This is a genomic window from Paenibacillus sp. ALJ109b (assembly GCF_010747435.1).
Classification (GTDB): Bacteria; Bacillota; Bacilli; order Paenibacillales; family Paenibacillaceae; genus Paenibacillus; species Paenibacillus taichungensis.
Genome location: NZ_JAAIFP010000004.1, coordinates 259,994 through 284,290 on the forward strand (window position 1 = coordinate 259,994; position 24,297 = coordinate 284,290).

22 protein-coding genes and 1 pseudogene are annotated in these 24,297 nt (G+C 47.0%); 4 read left to right on the forward strand and 19 right to left on the reverse strand.

The genetic code is table 11. The annotated features are described in order from the left end of the window. The first annotated feature begins 351 nt into the window (after nucleotides 1-351). The gene (locus G3352_RS04285; RefSeq protein ID WP_163754139.1) at nucleotides 352-1,362 is read left to right on the forward strand and encodes a LacI family DNA-binding transcriptional regulator; all 1,011 of its coding nucleotides are present in this window, start codon (nucleotides 352-354) and stop codon (nucleotides 1,360-1,362) included. Nucleotides 1,363-1,725: 363 nt separating this feature from the next. Here G3352_RS04285 and G3352_RS04290 read toward each other — a convergent pair whose 3' ends face one another. The 3 genes from G3352_RS04290 to G3352_RS04300 form a co-directional block, all read right to left on the reverse strand. Beyond that, nucleotides 1,726-2,619, reverse strand: a complete 894-nt coding sequence (locus G3352_RS04290) for an NAD-dependent epimerase/dehydratase family protein (protein ID WP_099853925.1) — start codon at nucleotides 2,617-2,619, stop codon at nucleotides 1,726-1,728. Between the two features lie 92 nt (nucleotides 2,620-2,711). After that, a complete protein-coding gene (locus G3352_RS04295; RefSeq protein ID WP_163754142.1) occupies nucleotides 2,712-3,428 on the reverse strand; it encodes an SAM-dependent methyltransferase in 717 nt (238 codons plus the stop codon). 23 nt (nucleotides 3,429-3,451) lie between these two features. Next, nucleotides 3,452-4,432 carry a Gfo/Idh/MocA family protein gene (locus G3352_RS04300; RefSeq protein WP_163754145.1) on the reverse strand — a complete coding sequence of 327 codons (981 nt, stop codon included), beginning with the start codon at nucleotides 4,430-4,432 and terminating at the stop codon, nucleotides 3,452-3,454. Nucleotides 4,433-4,594: 162 nt separating this feature from the next. On the opposite strand from G3352_RS04300, the gene G3352_RS04305 reads away from it, so the two are divergent. Beyond that, the gene (locus tag G3352_RS04305; RefSeq protein WP_163754149.1) at nucleotides 4,595-5,203 is read left to right on the forward strand and encodes a bifunctional transcriptional activator/DNA repair enzyme AdaA; all 609 of its coding nucleotides are present in this window, start codon (nucleotides 4,595-4,597) and stop codon (nucleotides 5,201-5,203) included. After that, the gene (locus tag G3352_RS04310; RefSeq protein WP_163754152.1) at nucleotides 5,200-6,018 is read left to right on the forward strand and encodes an SPL family radical SAM protein; all 819 of its coding nucleotides are present in this window, start codon (nucleotides 5,200-5,202) and stop codon (nucleotides 6,016-6,018) included. The genes G3352_RS04305 and G3352_RS04310 overlap by 4 nt, the downstream gene beginning before the upstream one ends. 77 nt (nucleotides 6,019-6,095) lie before the next feature. Here G3352_RS04310 and G3352_RS04315 read toward each other — a convergent pair whose 3' ends face one another. The 10 genes and pseudogenes from G3352_RS04315 to G3352_RS04360 form a co-directional block, all read right to left on the reverse strand. Beyond that, complete coding sequence (locus G3352_RS04315; protein ID WP_163754155.1) at nucleotides 6,096-7,202, reverse strand: Gfo/Idh/MocA family protein; 1,107 nt, start codon at nucleotides 7,200-7,202, stop codon at nucleotides 6,096-6,098. Nucleotides 7,203-7,321: 119 nt separating this feature from the next. Further along, nucleotides 7,322-8,050, reverse strand: coding sequence for a ThuA domain-containing protein (locus G3352_RS04320; protein ID WP_163754158.1), 729 nt, complete (start codon nucleotides 8,048-8,050; stop codon nucleotides 7,322-7,324). 162 nt (nucleotides 8,051-8,212) lie between these two features. Continuing rightward, entirely contained in the window at nucleotides 8,213-9,385 is a 1,173-nt protein-coding gene (locus G3352_RS04325; protein ID WP_163754160.1) for a Gfo/Idh/MocA family protein, read from the reverse strand. 109 nt (nucleotides 9,386-9,494) lie between these two features. Further along, nucleotides 9,495-10,541: a LacI family DNA-binding transcriptional regulator gene (locus G3352_RS04330; RefSeq protein ID WP_163754163.1), complete on the reverse strand. Its 1,047-nt coding sequence runs from the start codon at nucleotides 10,539-10,541 to the stop codon at nucleotides 9,495-9,497. 258 nt (nucleotides 10,542-10,799) lie between these two features. Next, nucleotides 10,800-11,876 carry a class II fructose-bisphosphatase gene (gene glpX, locus G3352_RS04335; protein ID WP_163754166.1) on the reverse strand — a complete coding sequence of 359 codons (1,077 nt, stop codon included), beginning with the start codon at nucleotides 11,874-11,876 and terminating at the stop codon, nucleotides 10,800-10,802. A 639-nt stretch (nucleotides 11,877-12,515) separates the two neighbouring features. Further along, the gene (locus tag G3352_RS04340; protein ID WP_481856270.1) at nucleotides 12,516-13,067 is read right to left on the reverse strand and encodes an EVE domain-containing protein; all 552 of its coding nucleotides are present in this window, start codon (nucleotides 13,065-13,067) and stop codon (nucleotides 12,516-12,518) included. Further along, entirely contained in the window at nucleotides 13,064-13,630 is a 567-nt protein-coding gene (locus tag G3352_RS04345) for a DinB family protein (protein ID WP_345940712.1), read from the reverse strand. The genes G3352_RS04340 and G3352_RS04345 overlap by 4 nt, the downstream gene beginning before the upstream one ends. A gap of 66 nt (nucleotides 13,631-13,696) precedes the next feature. Further along, the gene (locus tag G3352_RS04350; protein ID WP_163754169.1) at nucleotides 13,697-14,644 is read right to left on the reverse strand and encodes a WYL domain-containing protein; all 948 of its coding nucleotides are present in this window, start codon (nucleotides 14,642-14,644) and stop codon (nucleotides 13,697-13,699) included. 240 nt (nucleotides 14,645-14,884) lie between these two features. Further along, a pseudogene (locus G3352_RS04355) lies at nucleotides 14,885-15,268 on the reverse strand ((2Fe-2S)-binding protein); the annotation flags it as partial. A gap of 103 nt (nucleotides 15,269-15,371) precedes the next feature. Continuing rightward, on the reverse strand, nucleotides 15,372-15,728 hold the full coding sequence (locus G3352_RS04360) for a hypothetical protein (RefSeq protein ID WP_163754175.1): 357 nt from the start codon (nucleotides 15,726-15,728) through the stop codon (nucleotides 15,372-15,374). Nucleotides 15,729-15,937: 209 nt separating this feature from the next. On the opposite strand from G3352_RS04360, the gene G3352_RS04365 reads away from it, so the two are divergent. After that, a complete protein-coding gene (locus G3352_RS04365) occupies nucleotides 15,938-16,852 on the forward strand; it encodes a hypothetical protein (protein WP_163754177.1) in 915 nt (304 codons plus the stop codon). Between the two features lie 74 nt (nucleotides 16,853-16,926). On the opposite strand, the gene G3352_RS04370 is transcribed toward G3352_RS04365, so the two are convergent. From G3352_RS04370 to G3352_RS04395, 6 genes are all read right to left on the reverse strand, one after another. Beyond that, entirely contained in the window at nucleotides 16,927-17,457 is a 531-nt protein-coding gene (locus G3352_RS04370) for a (2Fe-2S)-binding protein (protein ID WP_163754180.1), read from the reverse strand. Continuing rightward, entirely contained in the window at nucleotides 17,454-19,787 is a 2,334-nt protein-coding gene (gene pucD, locus G3352_RS04375; protein WP_163754183.1) for a xanthine dehydrogenase subunit D, read from the reverse strand. Before pucD ends, G3352_RS04370 begins: the two co-directional genes overlap by 4 nt. 69 nt (nucleotides 19,788-19,856) lie before the next feature. After that, nucleotides 19,857-20,771 carry an FAD binding domain-containing protein gene (locus tag G3352_RS04380; RefSeq protein WP_163754186.1) on the reverse strand — a complete coding sequence of 305 codons (915 nt, stop codon included), beginning with the start codon at nucleotides 20,769-20,771 and terminating at the stop codon, nucleotides 19,857-19,859. A gap of 308 nt (nucleotides 20,772-21,079) precedes the next feature. Next, nucleotides 21,080-21,724: a nucleotidyltransferase family protein gene (locus G3352_RS04385; RefSeq protein ID WP_163754189.1), complete on the reverse strand. Its 645-nt coding sequence runs from the start codon at nucleotides 21,722-21,724 to the stop codon at nucleotides 21,080-21,082. Then, complete coding sequence (locus G3352_RS04390) at nucleotides 21,690-22,862, reverse strand: XdhC family protein (protein WP_163754191.1); 1,173 nt, start codon at nucleotides 22,860-22,862, stop codon at nucleotides 21,690-21,692. The genes G3352_RS04385 and G3352_RS04390 overlap by 35 nt, the downstream gene beginning before the upstream one ends. A 56-nt stretch (nucleotides 22,863-22,918) precedes the next feature. Continuing rightward, nucleotides 22,919-24,241: a 5'-deoxyadenosine deaminase gene (locus G3352_RS04395; protein ID WP_090806403.1), complete on the reverse strand. Its 1,323-nt coding sequence runs from the start codon at nucleotides 24,239-24,241 to the stop codon at nucleotides 22,919-22,921. Nucleotides 24,242-24,297 lie beyond the last annotated feature (56 nt).

Consider the following 24,297-nt stretch of genomic DNA (forward strand, 5'->3'; position numbering starts at 1 on the left):
GTCCGTGTGTAGTTTGATAAGGCAGATTAGGGATTCTGTTCCTTCTGTTCACCGATACCCGAGGTAACACACTACTTTGCATGCCAACGGACATTCTTTTTCTAATTATGAATGCGTTTACAACTATTCGATTAAATAAACCGCTCTATATTATTGACTCCGTTATGCTGTCCTGTTATGGAGTGTGAAGGAAGCGATGTGAGCAAAAATGAAGAGCGGTTAGACTGAAATAAATCAACTTTTTTATGATTAGGGTTATCGGTAACCCTAAGATAGCATGAGCCTATCTTGCTGTCAATCGGCATTATCCTATAGAATGGAAAGACTATGTTGCGGAAAGGTTAGATCCTATTGATTACCATTTATGATATTGCCAAAAAAGCCAACGTCTCCGCCATGACCGTCTCCAAAGTCATTAATCAAACAGGTCGTATTAGCCCGGCTACACGCGAGCGTGTACAACAGGTCATCGAAGAACTTGGTTACATACCCAACTCGAATGCGCGCAGTCTTGTGCTGCAACGGACTCAGATGCTGTCATTGTTGATTACGGATATCACCAACCCCTTCTATACAACGCTGGCCCGGGGGGCTGAGGACGCTGCCAATCTGCGTGGTTACCGCCTCTTGTTCAGCAATAGCGACGAGGATTACGACAAGGAGAAAAATTATGTGGAAACCATTCTGTCTACTCGCGTCGATGGTGTACTGTTTGCACCTGCAGGGGACCGCTCGCTGAATCACTTGAAGCAGCTGCAGGAACGTAACATTCCGTTTGTTATTTTGGACCGCACTGTCCCGGGAATCACATCTGACGTTATCGCTGGGGACAGCCGAGATGGGGCGCTTCAATTGATTCGATATCTGACGAATCTGGGACATCGCTGCATAGCTCTGGTTAATGGTTCTTCCGAGGTTTCGACTGCGCGGCTGCGAGAAGAAGGATATATGGAGGGACTCCGGGAAGCCGATTTGCCCTTTGACGAAGGCTTAATCCTTCGAACAGGCTACCGGGATTTCAGCGATGAAGTGGGTATCGACAGTTTACTTGCACATCAGCACAAACCTACAGCCATATTTGCAGCAAACAACATGCTCGCCATTGGCGTCATTCGACTTTTACGTAAACGGGGGCTACGTGTTCCTGAAGATATCTCGGTCGTCTGTTTTGATGACCTCGATCTGGCTTCTGCCTTTGATCCCATTCTCACGGTTGCTGCACAGCCTGCCTATGATTTCGGTGCGATCGGCATGCAGATGCTAATCGACCGAATTGAAGGTAAGGCTCCTGAGGAACCACAGACCGTCATTATGCCATCTCAGCTGCGTATTCGCGCTTCGGCCTCTGTACCCTGCGAATAAAGAGGAAAATCAGTCGAAGGTCAACCCTGACTTGAGAGAAACTGTTTTGTTGAAGCAAATACAAACAGGACGCATCGGAGAATATCTCTGACCGCGTCCTGTTTTTTATGAATTGTACCTCTTATATATATGGAATCTATATAAATTGAACTAAGCATTTACACTAGAACGTAGAGGACAGAAATAACCTGAAGAAGCGGAGCTAAAAGCTTTATGAAAGAAAGCTACATCGGAAGCATACACTTCGCCTTTATCCCCGGATTTTCCCCTTTTAAAAAGGGAATCCAAAAAATCTGGGGATAACAGCGATCGGAAGGTTGTTCTGTCATCGGAGTAGCAAGTGTAAATATTCTTTAGTTCAATCTATCCCTCAGATTGAAGTGCCAGAGCGACTTCCCGAACCAGACCCGGGAACCAATCCATTAATGCTTCGAACGTATATCCCGCCTGCTCTGCTTTGGATGTATCCATTGTCCAGGATTCCGAAATTCCAAAAGGTGACATGTCTTCTTTGATCGTTTCGGTCAGTACCTGGGATTGCATGCCTGTTACCGTTTCGATCAGATGCATCATGGCGGAAAGTGTTATCGTCCCTTTGGACGCTGCATTCACAGGTCCTGTAATGGATGAATGTCCAAGCCAAGCGAGAAATCTCGCGGCTTCGGTGGAATTGATAAAACCAATCTCGGCGTTCGGATTTGGCATGCCGATAGGTTTTCCTTTTTGCACATGTTCAATATGAAAATGGAGTCTTCGTGTGTAATCATCAATTCCAAGTACAATCGGAATACGCATCGCCGCCACCGGGAAATCCGCTTCCTGGAAAAACACAGCTTCGGCTAAACGTTTACCCTCTCCATACGAGAAATCTTCGTGGCTTCCGTATTGCACCGGGTAGGTGTACGGATCGAAATCGGCTTCGGTAAATCCAGGTTTGGGATCTCCATATACCGAGAGCGTTGATGTCAAAATGTATCTTTGGGTACGTCCCGCAAAAGCTTCGCAAGCCGACTTCGCCGCATCCGGCGAGTAACAGATGTTGTCATAGACAATATCCCACATGTCGGTCTGCGCAACCTCGGCAAGAGATTTCGGGTCCTCACGATCCATTTTAATCCGATTGACCTCGGGTCCAAAGTCTACATTCGTTTTGCCGCGAGTTGCGACTGTGATTTGAGACTTTCCTTCCCACAGTAAATGATCAACCAGACGTTTGCCGAAAAACCGTGTCCCACCAAGTATAAGTACTTTTTTCATCCGATAAAACCTCCTAACCTCTTCTGGTCATGCGTATATTACTAAAACTTCATGAATGAAGTGCTATCTGTGTTGTTGCAATTCAGATATTTTTACCGGGATTTCACAATATGGAGCATCGTGTGTGCTCCTCGCTGGAATTCGTATGAAGTCTTCTCTTCAGAAGTAATATATCCGCGTTCTTCCAGAATATCCTTTAATTGATCCATATGCTCATAACGCTTGCCAGACAAGTCTACCGTAGGAAAAATACGCAGCTCCCGCTTGGACACACGCAATAGCTCAAGGATCGTCTGTAGATGGAATTCGGCATCCAGGCGATCTGCATACGTAAACAGGAAATGCGCAGACAATGTCAGATCGAATTGTTCATCGGCAAAAGGTAACTCCGGCAGTACAGAAGCCACATAATGGTCAGGGAAACGTCTCATATCTGTTACACAGCCGGTGATTGCACGTCTACGTTCTTCTTCCAAGCCATGGATCGAACCGAAATCATCCCATCTATATTTGTCATGTACTTGTTCCATTTGTTTCATCGTATGTTCAATATCCTGAAGTCCCTTCACTTCCAGTTGGCCGATCTCATGTTCATAGGCAATATCCGCTGCAATGGGATCTGCACCCCACTCTCGCGCATGGCTGCTGAATGAACAAGCCCCACCTGGACAATCGAGAATAGACTTACCTTTAATTTCTTCCACGGTCAGGTTGAACATCTTCATATATTCCTCGAAGGTTCGCCCGATAAAAATAATCTGTGCCAGCTCCAGGCCGGCTACTCTGCTCTTCTGCTCTTCTCTGCTCATCTCGTCTCAGCTCACTTTCAGAATTAATCGTTAGGAAAAACAAGACCAATCTGCTGCCGGATCTGATCCATCACCTGCATGGTAACATAGGAACGTTCATAGGTGTTCATATCCGATTCCTTTTTGCCCTGCTGAATCAGATTAACAAATTCCTCCACCTCATAATACATCGACGGGTAAATTTGCTCGGCAGTGAGTTTTTCCACCGTACCATCATTGTAGCGTATCTCCGCATGTTCGGGTGAGCCAATTTTGTCAATGATGATGCTGCCGCGTTCGCCCATAATTTCACTTGGAACGTGAGAATTGGAGATTTTGGAGTACGTCACTACCGCTTCCATCTCATCATAATTCAGAATGACACTGCCTTGTCCATCCACCCCTGATTCCAGCATCATTGCCTGGGATTGAACTTGTTTAGGCTCGCCGAACAGCGTAATCAATGGATAGAGACAATACACCCCAAGATCCATTAACGCTCCGTTAGCAAGATCGGGTTTGAACGCATTCAGAATGATTCCTTCCTTATACTTGTCGTACCGGGAAGAGTACTGGCAGTAACTCGCCACATATTTACGTACCGGGCCAATTTTATGTAGGTGAGATTGTACCATTTTGAACGAGGGAACAAGGGTCGATTTCATGGCTTCCATGAGCAGAACTCCATGTTCTTTCGCGGTATCAATCAAACGACGGACCTCTGCCCCATTGGCAGCCAAAGGCTTCTCGCACAGTACATGTTTGCCGTTTCTCAGAAACAACTCTGCCTGCTCGGCATGAAAGGTATTCGGTGTAGCAATGTACACGGCATCAAGACCGTCACTCGCAGCCATCTCTTCCAGGTTGGTGAATCGAAGTGCAGCCTGATATTGATCTGCAAATGCATTAGCTTTATCTTCAGTTCTTGAATACACGGCGGTCAATTCGAATCCTTCGACTTGTGCAGCGGCCTCAAGAAGTCTTTCTGTAATCCAGTTGGTACCTACCACTCCAAAACGAACCATTCAATCTACCTCTTTCGTAAATAAATTTCACAATTAAACAGCTTGCCATCCTGTACATTGTAGCTTATATTTCAACCAGATTGAAGGGATGTCCATTTCCAACATATTGATATCTTGCTTTTTTGTTTGAAACTTCGTCGATCTCTATAAATCAGGGGTATAATGAGACTTGAGGTGATTCTTTTGGAAAGTCACAACCCCGATCAAACAAATTCAGTTGCTATAGATGAAAAACATTGGAATGCTATTATCCACAACGACAGCAACTTTGATGGTAAATTCTATTATGGTGTCAAAACAACAGGCATCTTTTGCCGACCTTCCTGCAAGTCGAAAGCACCCAAATACGAGAATGTCTCTATATTTAACAACCCTGAAGAAGCATTGGCCTTACATTTCCGTCCATGCAAACGGTGCAAACCAACGGGGGAGCGAATCCCCGATCAGGAATGGATTTCTGTTGTAACAGACTATATTGAATATCATTTTGCCGAGCCTCTAACACTTGATATTCTTGCAAATGTGAGTCACGGGAGTCCATATCATCTGCATCGGGTGTTCAAACGGATTACCGGCCTAACTCCGGTTGAGTATATTCAGGAAAAACGAGTCACCGAAGCCCGGAAATTGCTTGAAAGCACCCGGCTTACCGTCACAGATATCGGTCGACAGGTTGGCATAGCCAATCCGGCGTATTTTATTACTGTATTTCGAAAACATACAGGAAACACACCTGCCAATTATCGTGAACAAAGGCGTGATCAATCATGAAGACCAGCTTCGTATACAAAATACCCAAAACATTGCTGAACAAAGGAACTGGGTTCCTTAATGGTTATACGCATACCCTGAATCCCTACACAGGCTGCGCTTTTGGCTGTTCCTACTGTTATGTAAGGCAAATGCCCGTATCTTTATTTCGCAAAGAGCCATGGGGCAGCTGGGTTGATGTGAAACAGGAAGCCGCCAATGTGTTTGCCAAAGAGCTGAAGCGTGCGAAATCAAAAGGTAAAGTCACTCTTTTTATGTCATCCAGTACAGACCCATATCAGCCCGTAGAATATAAGGAGCAAATCACGCGGTCTTTGCTTGAAGTCATGGCCCAGCATCCACCCGATTTTATATTGGTTCAAACCCGAAGCCCATTGGTGACCCGAGATATCGATCTGCTGCAAAAGTTGGGTGACCGGGTCCGGGTTAGCATGACCGTGGAAACGGATCTGGATGATATGCGCAAGCAGTTCAGTCCTTCAGCTCCGCCAATCGCTGGCAGATTGCGTGCCCTGGAACAACTGCGAGATGCCGGTATACCCACACAGGCTGCTATTGCGCCAGTATTACCCAGCAGCGAGAACTTTGCAGCCATCCTGAGGCCGTTGGTCGAGCGTATATGCATTGACGATTACTTCATGGGAGATGGCAGTGAAGGCAAGCGAACCCGGAGACTTGGCATGAAGCCATTTTACGAAGAAGTGGGCAAGGAAGATTGGTACAGTCCCGAGGCATACAAAATGGTAGTCGAGCGAATGAAGGCGCATTTTGAGGAAGATGAAATCTGGATTAGCCAGGCCGGATTCGAACCCTAATCATACCTTGATATAAAATGAAAATAGCCCTGCTTCCCTCGCATCGGGAGTCAGGGCTATAGTTCTATCTAAATCGATTATTGATCAAGTGTGTATAATGGAAGATCTGCAGGCAGTGCAGCTGGGCGCTGACATGTGCTGTCCATTTTATAAAAAGTCTGCTCATCCGAAGAATCATGGAACGCCCACATCGCTTCGAGTACATGGTAGGCAAGCTCTCCACTTGCCCGGTGTGCGCGTCCGCTGCCCACTGCATAAGCCATATCTGCAACACCGATGCCACGCGTATTTTCCTGATATCCTGGTAGAAGGGGTACCTCAGTCCATTCCTCATCACCTAGCAAACGGTAACGAACTGGACCGCCGAATGTGTTTGGATCAGGAACCTGTAGGGTTCCATGAGTGCCGTATACTTCAATCGGTGGCAATACACTTCCGCCAAATACGTCAAAACTTGTAATCAGCGTGCCAATGGCTCCCTGCTCAAACTGCAACAAGCCCGCTACATGCGTCGGAATTTCAACTGGGATGCTCTGACCCCGCTTTTTCTCACTCGTGATCGTCCGCTGTTCCATCGCTTTGCCCGTCATGCCAGCAATGGACTTGATTGGTCCCAGCAATTGTACGAGCGCAGTCAGATAATAAGGACCCATATCAAACATCGGCCCGCCACCGGCTGCATAGTAGAACTCCGGATCTGGATGCCAGTGCTCATGCCCACGGCTCATCATAAATGCGGTAGCTGCCACAGGCTTGCCAATGACACCATCCTCTACCACTTTGAGTGCCGTCTGAATTCCTGAACCGAAGAACGTCTCTGGCGCACAGCCTACCAGCAGCCCTTTATGCTTAGCTGTTTCCAGGACTGCCTGACCCTCTTCTCGTGTGACGGCGAGTGGTTTTTCCACGTATACATGTTTGCCTGCTTCGAGTGCTCTCAAGCATACATCTGCATGAACGGCAGGGATTGTCAGATTGATAATCAAGTTGATCTCAGGGTCTGCCAAAATTTCATCTACCGTGTATACGTTAGGAACATGATAAGCAGCTGCTTGCTCTTCTGCCCTGTTCCGATCTAGATCTGCAACCGCTACAAGATCAAGCACCTCAAATCGGTGACAGTTCTCCATATAAATACCGCTGATTTTACCGCAGCCTATAATGCCTACTTTCATTGTTTTCATGCCTGGACTCCCTTCGTGTTCCCAATTGATATAGCGCTTCCAAAACAACTCAAGACCGCTTTATGTGGGTCAATATATTTATCTCAACGGATATGAATTAGAATTAGATTTAAATTTAATTAGTGACTTTGGTTATCAGCCATTCCTGTGTAAACTTCAGCCACTGCGTCCTTGCGGCTTTGCGCAAGAGCTTTGCCTGCGGCAGTCCATTTGAAACCACTACGCATCATTTCAGTAACCTGTTTCATCTCCACGATATCTGCATGGTGTCCGAGCGAGTTGTAGAACACACGACCTGCACCCCAGCGTTTAGTCCAAACGACTGGCATATCTACTGGGCCATTCGCTGCGTGAGGACCGTTAACAATTGGGAAGCGTGTTGTTGCCAGCACTTCAACAGCAGGGTCCACGTGCAGGTAGTACTGTTCACTTTTCACTTGGAAATCTTCAATATGATCCAGGAGCGGACTGGAACCACGCTTCATGTTTATCGTGTACTCCACGCCGTCGTTCCCTGGATGCGCAACCCACTGTCCACCCGTCATGAACTGCCAGTCGACGTTGTTGCGGAACGCATCACACATCCCGCCATGAAGACCCGCAAGACCCACGCCGCTCTGAACAGCCGCAGATACGTTATTGACTAGTTCCTGTTCAATCTGTCCCATTGTCCACAACGGAACGATTAGGTTCAGACCCAGCAGTTTCTCTGCATCGGCATAAGCTTCCAGTGTATCTGAGACCTCAACCTCGAATTGTTCTTCCTTCAAAATGCGTTCAAAAATCGCTGCTACCTGCTCTGGTTCATGTCCATCCCAGCCGCCCCATACGATTAGTGCTTTGCTCATCACCCATCACTCGCTTTCCGGAAGTTAAGTTATTGTCATTCTCTATCGGACCTTACGCAAACCCAAGACCTCTCCGAGGTCAACATCCTAGCTTAAATCTAGCTTATTTATTTCAAATGAGTGCCACCATGATGTCCACTTCACAATTCAGTGGTTCAATGCTTACATTTCTTCTAGCGACACCCAGCGGCGCTCTGTAACGGAACGTTCAACGGCTTCCAATACCGCTTGACAGGCAACCCCATCATGGAAACTTGGCTCAGGCTGCCGTCCTTCGGAGATCGCAGTCACCAGTTCCAGCATTTCATGTGTGAACGTATGCTCGAATCCAATCGTATGTCCCGCTGGCCACCACGCCTCAGCATATTTGTGTGCCGGATCGGTCGCCAAAACACGGCGGAAGCCCTGCACATCTTCATCGTCCTTCGTAAAATACACTTCCAGTTCATTCATCCGTTCAAAATCAAACCGGACGCTGCCCAGACTGCCATTGATCTCAAACGAGTTGGTACTGCGATGACCTGCTGCAAACCGTGTAGCCTCGAAGCTTCCCAACGCACCATCTGCAAACCGTGCGAGGAACAACGTGGCATCATCTACCGTCACTTCGCCCTTTGGAGCATCTGCGTTCGAACTGCCTTTGGCGCTAAGTCCAGTCATTTCCGAAGCCAGCGGCCGCTCTTTGATGAACGTTTCGCTCATCCCAATTACTTCCTTGAATTCACCCACCAGGAAACGTGCGAGATCAATCAGATGTGCGCCAAGATCGCCATGTGAGCCTGAACCGGCCACGTCTTTTTGCAGACGCCATACCAGTGGGAACGAAGGGTCCATGATCCAATCCTGAAGGAAAAACGCACGGAAATGATAGATTTTGCCTAGGCGTCCGCTTTGCACCAACTCTTTGGCCAGCTGCACAGCTGGAGAGAAACGGTAGTTGAACCCGACCATGTGTGTAACTCCTGCCTCTTCAGCAGCCTGGAGCATTTCACGCGAATCAGCAAGCGACAGAGCCAGCGGTTTTTCACAGAACAGATGTTTACCTTGACGAGCGGCTTCCAACGCGATTTCCTTATGGGCATCACTTGGAGCGTTAATATCGATCAGATCGATGTCATCACGCCGCACCAGCTCGCGCCAGTCCGTTATACTTTCAGACCAGCCGAACTGACTGGCAGCCTCCTGAACTCCCTGCTCGTTACGTCCGCAGATTACAGACATCTCCGGCTGCAGCGGTGCAGATGGGAAAAACATCGGCAGACTGCGATAAGCGTTGCTGTGGGCTTTTCCCATAAATTTGTATCCAACCATTCCGACACGAAGACGATTTGACATGGTCATTTCCTCCTTTGGGATATAGCTATACAGGTTGAACTAAAGAATATTTACACTTGCCACTCCGATGACAGAACACCCTTTCGATCGCTGTTATCATAGCCATGTATTAATTACGGATTGAAGAGGCACGGATGATCAGTTCCGTAGGCAACAATTGCCTTGCTGTTTCTACGGGGGGTTCGGTATTCACTGATGTAGCTGTTACTCCCAATGATCCATGAATAAGCTTGGATGCAGCCAGTTCTCCCATTTCATAAAAGGGAACCCTGACGCTGCTCAGCGGTGGAACTGCCATCTCGGCCGCATCGGAGTCATCGTAACCCACAAACGCGGGGAAATCCTGAACCTTGATTCCACGCTCACGCAAACCATGCATAACACCGATCGCCATCCGGTCATTCGCAGCAAATACAGCATCAATCTCGTCAAGCCGTGCAGCAATGGTGGCAGCTGCCTCCACTCCGCTTCGTCTGCTGTAATTTCCCTCCAGCAATAGACTGGAATCCACCTGCATTCCGGCTTCATTCAATCCGATCTGAACGCCCCGAAGCCGCTCCTGACTGTTGGAATAGCTGTCTGGTCCATTGAGAAAAGCAATGTTCCGATACCCTTGATCGGTAAGGTGACGTATTGCCAGTCTGCTGCCCTCCACATGATCAGCATCCACTTCCATGAATGATTCACTGTCAAAGTGCTGGTTCATGATGCAAAATGGATGTCCTTCCTGCTGAAGCTGTTGCAAAGCATCCAGTTCTCCATAATCATCTCGAGCGCCAAGAATGATGCAAGCATCCACTTTCTGACGGCGGAACAGATCCGTATAATTCATCACTTCACCCGGTGTCCTGAACATGACCAGCAAGTCCATGCCGCTGTCTCTGGCTTTGCTCCCAATGCCACTCAGCATTTCCGAGAAGAAATACGCTGAGAACAAGTGTGCTTTCGGGACGTAAGGCAACACCACACCGAGGTTACCACTCTTACTTCTCGCAAAGCTACGGGCCAGTGCGCTGGGCACGTAACCCAACTGCTCAGAAGCCTCAATAACCTTGCGACGAGTTTCATCTTTAATAGGGCCAACGCCATTAAGAACTCGTGATACTGTAGCTTCCGAAACACCGGCAAGATCAGCCACTTCTTTACGGGATGCCATGGATCTCACCTCCTTCATGTTTCCTGAACACATGCAAAACCGATGCCATGTATCAAATAATTATGTACGCGCGTACATCTTCTCATGTGTTGTAACCGTTGTCAATGCTTTTAACACAAAAAAAGATGAGGATTTGTGTAAACAAATTCCCCACCTCTTGCTTACTATATTTTCTTGTAACTTGTCCCATGTTCCCTTATGATTCACATGACTACAAATAGTTCTTTATTGGCCCAGCTAACTACAGTACAGACCTCATCAGGTCGTCACACCGTTACCAACGGATGATTGACTGAACTCAGCCTGTTCTAAAATGGTGATATTAGCTGGAATGCGATCCGAAGGTTCAGGTGTAGATTGAAGCTGCCGCACTTTGTGCAGCACTTCCTTATTCGGAAGGAAATGCTGAGAACGGATGAAACGAATGGTTTTGGTTTTGGCACGCATGACAATGGAATCGGTCTCTGCCCGGTCATCTGCGAGGTAACGCACACCACCAAGAATTTCACCCGGAGTAACACCTGTTGCGGCAAAAATAACATCTTCCGTGCCGATCATATCCTGCATCGTTAATACTTTGTAGGGATTGTCGATTCCCATTTGCAAGCAGCGCTGGAATTCGTCTGCGTTCGCAGGCATTAGGCGACCTTGAATCTCGCCTCCCAGGCAGGACAAGGCGGCTGCAGCAAGCACACCTTCCGGTGCTCCTCCTGATCCGACATACAGATCAATACCTGCCTCTGGGAACGCAGGTGCCATTGCGCCAGCAACGTCACCATCGCTGAGAAACTTGATTCGCACACCAACCTTGCGCAATGTCTTGATTATGCTCTCATGCCGAACACGGTCCAGAATCATGACAGTTAGATCTGAGATGTTTTTATTCAATGCTTCAGCTGCTTTCTCCAATGTCACCTCAACCGGGTCTTCGATACTGACCTTGCCCACCAGAGCCGGCCCTACAGCCAGCTTCTCCATGTACATATCCGGTGCGTGGAGCAGGTTGCCTTTTCCCGCCACTGCAATAACCGATAAAGCGTTGTTCAGGCCCTTGGCTACGATCTCTGTACCTTCCAAAGGATCTACAGCCACATCAACCTCGGGGCCCTCAGCGTTGCCGACTTCCTCGCCGATATACAACATGGGTGCTTCATCCATTTCTCCTTCACCGATTACCACCGTGCCGCGAATAGACACGGAATCGAACATGGCGCGCATAGCCAAAGTAGCCGCCTCATCTGCACTATTCTTGTCGCCCCGCCCCATCCAGGGTGCTGAAGCTAACGCAGCCAATTCTGTTACTCGGACAATTTCCAACGCCAGTTCGCGTTCCATTTTTCCCACTTCCTTTCCAGTTTCCAAAAGCATACATTGAAAGCGGTACTAAATCCATCGCAAATCCATATGAAATTGATCTAAAATGGAAGCAATAGCCCGATTTTGAGGAATTACCCCATTCTGTCCCTCATCGATAAATAGACACATTTACACACCTTTGAACATGCCTTTGTACGAGTCTTATCCACCGAATTATTTCATGTTGAAGCAGTATATTTTATCTTATTTTTTCGATACTCCATATTTATAGCGTTGAGATTGTCCCAGAAACAGAAGAGTGCAAAATAATTCATATAACAACGTTATTTATGTAATTAAACTTACACTCACAAAGAGAACTATCATCCATTCTAACGTTCGTCGAAAACGATTTATATTAGGCCCGATACAACCATCATGCACTCTCAAAGAAACAATATTGAAGAACATATAAGTGATGTTTTTTATTCAAAGATTCGAACTGGAAATCCACCTAAATCCAGCTCTATCCTTTCCTAGCAATATAGATACAGCTTATGGATGTCATCGAAAATAATAAGTTTACATAATAAATATTACGTTATTAAAACTCAATTCTTTTTTATTTCTTTTCAAAAGGTCTAAATATGATCTGACTCTTTGATCAAACTTTGTAGCTTAGCAGGTTTCTACTTCAGCCCCCAACATGGCAACTGCAATTTTCAGAAAATCCTCTTTTTGAATCTGCAAATGACCATATCTAAAATGATATCCCCAACGTGCTTGTCCCCGCGTAAGGATCAGTTGATCCAGTAAATCAGCGATCTTCACCTGCTGACAAGGATAATACTGAACATTCCTCCGATGCGGTACAAAGGAATCCGACACATGGTACGTGTACACCTGATCGTCTATTACGCGCCCTATGGCGGTGAATGCTTGAAGGACCTTGCCTCCTTGCATGCTTGTTCGCGGCGAATAATAGATCAGCCAGTCTCCTGCATTCATTCTGCGCAGTGAAGCTACCTTGCCGTGACAGAGCTGGGCGAAGCCCCCTATCACCCCTTTTTCCACATGTGATGCAGACACAACGCCGATCCAGTAGCGGTTTCCTTTTTCAGATTCTGCTTCAACATCTAACTGATGGGACAGAAATTCTCTCGTATGAGTCTGCTGCATTTCTGTGCTATTTGCCATCAAATCATGTTTTTCCTTTTCCTGTTCATTCATCTCTGCACCTGTTCTTCCCATGCCTTCTTCAGACGCTCATGCTGCAAGAAATGATGACGATAATGCATTTCGACCAATGCAAACCATTCCTCTGCATTCAAACCGCCGAAGCTTGGATGTGCCAACGTACATTCCTGTGTTGTTTCTTCCAACAGCACTTCCATTCTCCGCATTTCATCCCTTACCTCATTAAATCCTTGAATTATTGATTCTCTTCCATCCGGTTGTAGTGGAGTATACTCAGGAGAAGCAGGAACGTGGATACGTATTGGAGGAAAACTTGCTTCTGCAAAAACAGCTTCACCTGTTTCTGTTTTGCCCTGGTTTTGCTTCTTATCCATGTCCTCCTCTGCGCTTATACAAAGTTGAACATTGGCTAAATGCATTTTCATTGCAGACTGAATTAAATGCTGGTACATCTGGCCCACCGACCACTCAGTCTCACTGGGTTTGTAGCTTAACTGAGCATCGCTCATCAGCTCCAGTTCCTGCAAATAACGTTCCAGCGTCAGTTCAAAATCACGTCGAATCTCATCGTTGTTCCTTGTTCTTGGCATTTCCATACAAATACACAGCTCCTTCAATCGGTTATAAACCGATCATACACAAACACTACTGACAGCGTTATGTCAGTAGTGTTTAAGGAGATTACTTGCTTCCTCGCGAATACGGATTCTCAACGATTCAGGCTCCAAAACCAGAGCCGAAGCTCCCCAGCCAAGTATCCAACGCAGTACATCTTCTGGATGCCTTACACGAAAATCTGCGTATAATCCATCTGTTTGCAGTTCTGCTTTCTCCATGTAGTAATTATTCGCTTCAATCACTCGATCTGCAATTCGACCATGAAACCATACACGGACATGAACATCACGGTTGTCAGGTGGTGAGTAGCTATGAATATTAAAACCTGGAGGAAGATCGAATGGATCTGTACTAATCTCCAGATCGCTCATGCGGGATATACGAAAATGACGAATCTCCTGTCGCAAATCACATCGGGCAATCAGCATCCATGAGCCTTGCATCCAAAGCATCCCGTAAGGGGAGGCCATACGGATGGTCTTTTGCACGGTTTCATTAATAGTTCCAGGTTTATGATAATGAAAGCAGATTTTGAGCTTATGCTGCATTGCCTTTCGGATGATTCCCATATGTTCGATTTCTCGCTCGCGTGCATCACTGTCCGGTGAACGAAGTAAACGGATACCCTGTTGTATCTGTCCCACCTCTTCCCGAAGAGGCACGGGCAGGATGGCTTCAATTTTGGAACGGGACGTAAGGGAGGTACTTTTGTAGTAGTTATCGAAGCGCTGCTCCACAAAATCAAGTCCGATGAGAAGTGTTACTGCTTCTTCAGCTGTGAAGCTGATCGGAGGCAAAAAGTATCCTTCCATAAGTGAATATCCTACTCCGGGTTCTCCCACCACAGGAACTCCTGCCTCACATAACGCCTGAATGTCTCTATATATGGTTCGGACACTTGTTTCAAACAAGAGGGCTAAATCTTCTGCACGTTGAACCTTCCCCCGCTGCAGCTCAAGTACAATGGCCAGCATACGATCCGATTTGTTCACGAATCACCCCTCCTTGTGTGTAATATCAATTACACCATCTTCATAGGACATCTATTATATGTAACATATGGACAATTGAAAAGCATACTGACGAACAAGTCTTCATTATGGCTGCGTCGACCCATTTTCGTAATATGTTTCATTGAACAACAAAGACCAACCCCCAGAGCATAGGTTGGTCTATAAAAACCCTTATGATATTGAAATTCAGAGAAAGCTCGGACCGTACTATTACCATGATCATTGGGTAGAACCCATCCTATCGTGCTCATCGATCACCTTGTTTACCGCTCGTAGTATTCCTCCATATCCAGTACAGCGGCACAGATTACCGCATAATCCCGTTTCAATCTGTTCCTGACTAGGCTGCGGGTTGCGGTCCAAGAGAGCCTTGGTTGAAATGACCATTCCGGGAGTACAATATCCGCATTGGAAGCCGCCCTCCTCCACAAAAGCCTGTTGAATTGGATGTAACTCGCTTTCCTTTTCACCGTGCAACCCTTCTATTGTTGTTATCTCGCTTCCAATACATTGATAAGCCATAACGAGACAGGAATTGATCGGCTCTCCATCCATCAGTATCATACAAGCACCACATCGGCCGACTTCGCAGGAAACTTTCGTAATAATCATCCTTATCTATCGTCCGTTAGAGATAGTTAGCAAGCAATATAGATACAGCTTATGAGTTAATCCAAAATAATAAGCTTACATAATGATTGTTACGTTATTTTAAGTTCATTTTTTTGATGTTTTCTTTTAAAAGGTCGATTTTCTCCCCATCTTTATTCACCACATAAATATGGTCTGGTTTTTTGTCCAAACTTTTACCGCTAATCATCAATTGATGCCCGCCTTCTATGTTGTATTTTCGAATATATAATCCCGATCCTTCATCTTCATAAGGGTACGCTGCAAAATCATTCCATGTCAGGCTGTCTCCTTTCTCTGCGAGAGTATTCAGTTTTTTTAAGGGAATGGATGTACTCGCCCCCCCCTGATCATTATTTGCCTGACATCCTGAACAAAATGCAACCAAAAGCAACAATACTAAACTGAGTTTTCTAGGAATAAGATTTGTCATTATTCTTCCTCCTTAAAATTTTATGTGGAATAATTTGTAATAAATATCTTGCTTTTGTCACTATTGTACCATAACATAATTACCGTATATTACATTTTTTAGAATTTATTCGAGAGGGGGTTCTCTATTCATAAGCACAGTTGAGTTAAACATATTTTACATCGCATTTGGAATCAAAATATTTAATAAATTTCAGGAGGGACGTAACAATGAAAAAATTAGTTTCATCTTTATTTGCAATGATCTTGTTATTCACACTAGCGTTACCTGTATTAGCTGAATCAAACAGTTCCAAAAAGGATACTTCTCCCGCAGCTGAAACTCAAACATGGTTGAATTGGTTTGACAAACTCACTAAAGAAGATCAATTAAAAGTAAGTTACAAACCAGCTGAATTAATATCTTTTGACGAGAATGCCCTCCTATCGTTACCTAATGTAGACCCATTAGCTTCTTTCGCTCCAGATACTAAAGAATGGTTGAACTGGTTTAACAGTTTAACAGAGGAAGAACAATTACAGGTGAATTATCGACCTGCTGAATTCGCCTTATTGAATAAAACAGAAGTCACTGTTCATGAAACCCAATACAACAACCAGACTATTGATTCTAAAACAAACTCAAATGATCAATTAACTCTTCAAGCTCTTGAAACAATGCCTACTGGTGGATATGAACACCCGTATTCTTCAAGTGCATGGGAAAATTTGACGGATAAAGCTAATTGCTATGCATACATGTTGAATACATCCACATATTCTGGACATAAATTACAACCAGGTGAACTGGCCGGAAAAGTTTTTACAAGTTTAACTTCTTCGAGCATCATTAGTGCCTCTAAGCTTGACATGCCATATTTAAATAAATCCCTACGAACTTCTACATATAGTGAAGTTCCTGGATACAGAGAGTACAAGGTAGCACTTGTTATTGCACCAAATTATGATTATCATTGGTACAGACAGGATGCTGATGGTGGCTGGTCACATAAGCGTGGGCTAACTGCTATTGATTTTAGAGATGCCAGTGGTAATTCGATTCGTAATCCACAAACAGCTGATCGTAATTATGGAAATGGTCTGAATTATTCGACTTGGGGCGGATGGTACATTATCAAATATTAATCGTTAGAAATAAAGACCGAGCGAAGCGGAGATATTCCCTCCAGCGCCCGGTCTTCTTTAATTCCGTAGTTCAATCACAGGTCAATTACTTTCTTCTCTTCCGTTGTTAAAATAGATGATGATAAACAGGTTTCTCCTGCGGTACGAACTGCACGAAGAATCCCTCCATATCCGGTACAGCGGCACAGGTTACCGCATAATCCCGTTTCAATCTGTTCCTGACTAGGCTGCGGATAGCGATCCAGCAATGCCTTGGTGGAAATCACCATCCCGGGAGTACAATACCCGCATTGGAAGCCGCCTTCTTCCACAAAAGCCTGCTGAATTGGGTGCAACTTCCCTTCCTCTTCACCATGTAACCCTTCAATTGTTGTTATTTCACTGCCAACACATTGATAAGCCATAACGAGACAGGAATTTACCGGCTCTCCATCCATCAGTATCATACAAGCACCACATCGGCCGACTTCGCAGGAAACTTTCGTTCCGGTCAGATTCAGTTGCGTCCGTAGTACATCCACAAGACGGGTTGTCTGGGCGATGTGCAATTGTTTCTCCTCGCCATTCACAACGGCTGTCCAGAAATTGCCCAAAGGTTCAGTCATGATAAGCTCACTCCTTTCTGAAGCGAGACGTCCAGTGGTTTGATTAGTTGATCGCGCGGAATCGGCAACCGATTAACCCACACCCCTGTAGCCTGATGAATCGCAGCGGTGATGGCAGGAGCAAGCGCCACCGAACCAATCTCGCCAATCCCCCGTGGTCCAAACGGATCGCCCTCTGGCAGATCTTCAATTGCCTCCACCTCCAGGTTGGTGTGAATGTCGCGAATCGTCGGAATCAGGTAGGTGTCCAGATTGGTTGTCATATAGCGACTGTCTTGCATCACGGCGTCCTCGGTCAATGTAAAACCCAGAGCCATTACGCTCCCGCCTTCAATCTGTCCGATGAATCCCATTGGATTGATGACAGGGCCAGCAGCCACCACATGCCTCGTATCCAGTAATTTGGCTTCCCCGGTTAGCGTGTTTACCTCCACCTCTGCTGCTACTGCCGCATACGTATATAGATAATGCCCACCCACAACATTGTCCGGCGTGGTCGGATATTCAAATTGAGTATCAAAAATCCATTCTTCCGCTTCTCCATGCTTCGCCAGATCAACGTAAGAAACAACAACTCTGGATTTCATCGCCGGTTCATTCGCAGTAATTTTTGGAGAAAGCTGTCCCTTGCGCCATACTCCCTCTATTCCAGTAATCAGTTCGTCAGCCGGAATACCTGACAAAGCAGAGGCTACTGACAAGATTTTGGAGCGGAATGGTGTCTGTAATCGCTGAAGAGCCATCCAGGCCATCGTCGTTGAACGCGAAGCGGTGCTTGAACCACTGTGTGGCACTCGATCCGTATCCCCAATGATGATGCTCAGATCGGATGTTGAACAGTGGAACAGATCGCAGAGCATCATTTCAAGCGTGGCAATGAGTCCCTGACCGAATTCTTCGTAGCTGAATGCCACTTCAATCTTACCTTCGGCATTCAGGGATAGGCGGCCCCCCGCCGGATCGGGTATGCCATAACCCAATCCTGCCCCGTGCATGGCGATGGCTGCACCCACACCACGTTTAATCCAGGGAGGCAGAGCAAGATCTGCCGGGGGATGCTGATGCTTTTGCCATAACTCCGAACGATCCAACGCCTCCCATACTTGCGACAGTCCATCCGTGACCAGAATCCGTTGATTCAATGGTCCAGGATCGGACTTTTCTCTCATGTTGCGTCTCCGAAACTCCCAAGGGTCCATATTCATAATCTCGGCGAGTCGATCCATCTGACCCTCCATTGCAAAGATCGCCTGATTACCGCCAAATCCCCGGAACTCTCCCGACACCCCATTATTCGTATACACCGAGACACCCTCCACATCTACATGGGGAATAGAATAAGGCCCGAGACAGTGTTCTGTGCAAAAGTTCAGGACGGGCGCCCCCAGCGTGGCATATGCTCCGGTGTCTGCGGTAATACGGACTCGGTGAGCCTGGATCATGCCTTCACGGCTGATACCAGTCTGCATCTCAATTTTCATCGGATGGCGCTTCAAGCCTGCACGTACGGATTCCTTGCGTGAATTGTGCATTTTCACAGGACGTCCGGATCTTAACGCAAGCAGTGCCCCATATGGCTGTACATTCAGCTCATCTTTCCCGCCAAAAGAACCGCCTATCGGAGACGAGACCACCCGGATATCCTCTTCGGAACATCCAATGATTCGGGCAAGCTGCATCCTGTCCTTGTAACCATGCTGTGTAGCCGCGTAGACATGGAGTCTCCCACTTTCATCAGGAACAAATAACCCGCCTTCCGTCTCCATATAGGCATGCATCTGGCGAGGGGTATAATACGTCTCACTCACAATATGTTCGCATGCAGCGAAGCCCTCATCTACATTGCCTCGCTTGATTTCGGTACGGTGCAGCACATTGCCAGGTCCATGTTCATGGAGCTCTGGTGCACCGGGTGCCAGTGCAGCTTCCGGGCTGTCTAGCGGAGTCCATTCTTCATACTCAACACGGATGGCTTCCAGAGCAAGCGCTGCACGTTCCGGAGAATCCGCAGCAACCGCGGCAATGGCATCACCGACATAACGAACGACATCCTCGCAAAATACAGGCTGGTCCGGAGTTGCGATGCCAAAGAGGTTCAAACCGGGCACATCTTTCGAGGTGAGTACGGCAAATACGCCCTCTATAGCCTCCGCTTCGGTAATATCTATAGACAATATGCGGGCATAAGGGTAAGCGCTTCGAAGGACCCTTCCGTGGATCATATCAGGCAGCGTCATGTCTGTCAGATATTGAAGCTGTCCTGTTACTTTGCCTACCCCATCTGGCCGAAGATGCCAGCGTTTCCCACTACTCTCCCGATTCAATAGCATGATCTCTCTCCCCTTTCTCCCTTCAGAAGCTGTTGGTCTTACACTTTGCTTCTCCAAAATGGTTTTCTTCTATGAGCGAAGTGCTTCCCAGAGTCCGGCACCGAGCATATTACCTGCCGTTTGTTTGCGGTACTGTTTTGTAGCGAATGCATCGCTATAAGTCACGAATTCCGCAGCTGCCGAGGCAGCTAGAGATGCAGCTTGCATAACAGAAGCATCCACGCTAAGAAGCAGCTTTTCCGACTCCGTAAGTCGCATGGCCATACCTGAACCTCCACCTGCAGCGATCGCAATCTTATTCCAGCGGTCATCTGCACCCAATTCTCCGTGAAATGCAATCGTCACCAGCGAAGCTGTAAAGGTCTCCCGCCGACCCAGTTTACGGTAAAATGAAATTTCACGCGCCACAGCTGTCTGCTCGCTATTGGCATCAGGAAAAGGCGTATTTTCCAATGGAATATGAATACTGATTAATACATCATTAGGGTTGCGACTCCCGTCACGACCACCGTTCAGCCAGGACGAAAGACTGCGCATCTCCATGCCGTTGTCCGTCAACCAGTGCAGCTGAGCATCGTAGACAAGGAGTGCGGGGATGGAGTCACCGACTCCTGATACAATGTTTCCACCAATTGTCGCCATATTCCGAATAGAAGGAGCGGCGATAGCGTTCATTGCAGATTGTAAAATGGGCAGCTGTTGCAGAAGAACGTCTGTGGCACAATGACTTAATCGCGTCACTGCTCCAATGACCAGATCATCTCCATCCACATATACGCCGCTTGCATCTGGAATACGAGCAAGGCTGATCATATGCTCAGGTACAGGTACAAGGCCGCCCTCCCACTGAGTACGTAATAATGTGGTCCCTGCTGCAAAACAATACTTCCCAGACAGCTCGTTCTTTAAAGCGTGCAGTTCATCCAGATTAACAGGCTGCCAAACCGTTGGCTGCGCTCCAGACCCATATGCCGGCATGACCATCCTTCCATCTCCCTTCTCTACCTGGAATCTGTCTGCGGGGTGTTGGATATGAACGAATCATCCAAATAATTCTTCAAATCATATGTGACTGCAACAATAAGGTCAATTATCTTCACATCATTTTGGATAAATGTATAAATAGGCTCTTTGATTTGTGCCTGATGCATTATTAACTTTCAAAAGCTAACATAAGCCACTTCATAACCAATTAGATCAAAACAATAAAGAGGCCAACCAGATGGTCTGGCTGACCTCATTACTTCGAGAAATAATACACAAGGAATCGCTCCTTTTGTCTTTATTTTCAATCATCTTATTCCCTTCACATAATCCAAAATACATTCCAGCTCTGGTTCGGTATCCGCATCCCAAAAGCTAAATTCAGGTAACGATACATGCATGCCTGCATATTTGGCATTGCGCATGATTTTTCTCGCCCCCTCATCTCCGCTGAGCGACAAAAGAGGCCCCAGCATATGCTCACGAAAGGCTACCGGAGGCTTACCTCCACCGCCATCCGTAGCAGCTGCATAATCACAAAGTTTGTTGGCGGCTAACGACTCAGCAACCCTGTTAATATCTTGTGCCTGCAATAGCGGCTGATCTGCCAAAATCATCATCACACCTTCTGGCCTGTATGCCATAGCAGACAGAATGCCACAATGAAGGGACATGGCCATACCGTATGCATAGTCGGTACAGATTGCAATCTCTAGCTTCGTCCTCATATCAAGACTACAGCCATATGATGCTGCATTGAGCCACATGGAGGGGATCCATGCCAATGAATCCTCAGGTTTGACCACACAGATGACTCTCTCCAAATCGGAATTCAATGCAGCTTCCAATGTCCATGCAGCCAAACATCTTCCATCAGGCATGACGATAGACAGTTTATCCCGCCCCATTCGGCTGCTCTTACCTGCCGCTAGCACGATACCCGTCAGTCGCATGTGCAATCCCCCTCTGTACGTTGCGACGCTCTGCGGCAACAGCAGCTCGTTTACAGGCAATAAGTTCTGCTGCGATACTGATTGCGATCTCTTCCGGTCCGTCGGCACCAATGGTCAAGCCAACGGGTGAATGCAGATGTTTTAGTGGGGGGAGATCGTTCAGCAAACGTGCTGTCCGTGTTCTGGAGCCCATAATACCAAGATATGCATAATCTCGATCCTCAAGTAATTCAAGCAGCTCCCGTTCTCTCGGAAATTGATGACTCATCAATACAATATAATCGCCGCTTTGGATATCCAGTACAGGCATAATCTCACGAGGGAAACCCCGGACAAGCTCAACACCCGGAAAGCGTTCAGCGGTGCATAAGGTTTCTCGCCAATCTGCTACGACTACACGAAATCCTGCTGATTTGCCCAGACGGGCGACCGGAATCACATCATTTCCGGCTCCAATGATAATCAGACGGGGTTTGGGCTCATATCTTGCAGAGATCTGTAGGGGGACATCCCACCGCTCTGCCTCAGTCAATCCATGCCTCTGAAGATCACTCTCTCCAGAATTAGATGCGACAGCACCAGCTTGAGACGAATGAATAACGACCAATGATAATCGCGGTGTGTCCTCTGTAATTGTATTTATAGGACCTAGAGGAGCTCCCTTGGCAACTGGAGTAGGGTATAATGATGTCTGGCTTTCTGCATCCTCAGCGAGCTGAATTACATAATGAAATCGGGTGTGTTGATCGTTGAATGAACGGGTTAGTACCACAGCTGAGCCACATTGAAAATACGCATGCATATGGGACATGATCGACCTGAGTTCACCACATACCGACTCTAGCAGCACTATAATTAACCCGCCGCAGCCAATCGTTTCTCCCCAGGACAGATCATCTTCGGGACGCATATCATACTCCACGAATTCAAACTGCTGTGTATGCAGCACACGGTCCACCCTGGCCTGCAAATCACTCTCCAGACAACCTGGACTGATACTGCCATACATCGCACCTTCTTCGGTCAAAAGCATAGAGACTCCCTGCTTACGGTAAGCATGACCTTCTACCTTAACCGCTGTTGCGAGAACACAGCGCGGTTCCCGCGCTGCAATTGCACACAGATCATGCATTTCCATCGCGTCTCCATCCTTTCAGGGATTTGAATCCGAATCCGAAGACCGGTTGCTTTTGATTAGATGCGTTTCATCAATCTTGCAATACTTTTATCCGATTCACGAAGCACGATACCGCGATCAATCGTTTGAATCTTCCGGTTTTGGAGCACGATGCTTCCATCGATAATAACGGTGTCTACACAGCTGCGAGTTGCGGAATAGACCACACGGGAGTACACATCAGTCTCATAGGAAGGATACGTATGAAAATCATCCAGATCCAGCAGCAACATATCTGCTTTTTTACCCACTTCCAGACTGCCGATTTCCTTGGACATTCCGAGCACTTCCGCTCCCCCCATCGTCGCCATGCGCAGTACCGTCCGGGCATCCATCACTGTTGGACCATGAGGTACCTTTTGAATGAGAGCGGTCAGGCGCATTTCCTGGAACATATCCAGATTGTTGTTGCACGGCGCACCATCGGCACCAATCCCTACTGCAATCTGGCGATTCAGCAGATCAGGAATATCCGCTATACCCGAGGAGAGTTTCATATTCGATCCAGGACAGTGGGTGACTTTTACACCGCGTTTGCGAATAATCTCCTTCTCTTCCTCACTCAGCCACACACAGTGGGCAAGCACCAGTCTTGGGGTAGCCAGGCCAATATGATCCAGATAGACGATGTTGCGCATACCGCGTTCGTGTTCAACCAATTCGATCTCGCCACGATTTTCAGAGGCGTGGGTGTGAACTTTCACATGGTACTTATTCGATAGGTCACGTACCTCAACCAATAATTCCTCGGTGCACGAGACGACAAACCGTGGACAAAACGCATACTGAATGCGGCCACCGCCGAATCCATTCCATTTCTCCAGCAAATCGACACTTTGTTGCAGCGAGGTAGCCGTATTTTCACGCAGCGGTTCAGGAACTTCATCCCCGTGATCCATCATTACTTTGCCGGAAATTACCCGAATGCCGCTCTGGGCCATCGCCTGAAAAGCTGAATCGGTATGATGCACGGTCTCCATATCCAAAATCGTTGTTGTACCGCTGGAAATCAATTCGCCCAAGCCGAGCATCGCCGAGTAATAGACAGACTCTTCATCATGCGCTGCCTCAAGCGGCCAGATGCGTTGACGAAGCCAATCCATCAGCTCCAGATCGTCCGCACGTCCACGGAACAAGGTCTGACACAGATGAATATGCGTCTGGATAAAACCTGGCAGCAGCACTTTGCCTCGAGCATCAATGACCTGATCTGCCTGAACATCGATATGCTCTGCAATCTCTTTGATTTTATTGTCCTCGATCAGCAGATCTCCCGTAAATACATCCTCTTCTGCATTCATTGTGACAAGCTGTGCACCTTTTAGCAGGATCGTTCCCATGATAATCTCCCCTATCCGTATCTACCTGCTTAATTTTTACTTATTCTGATCCTGCA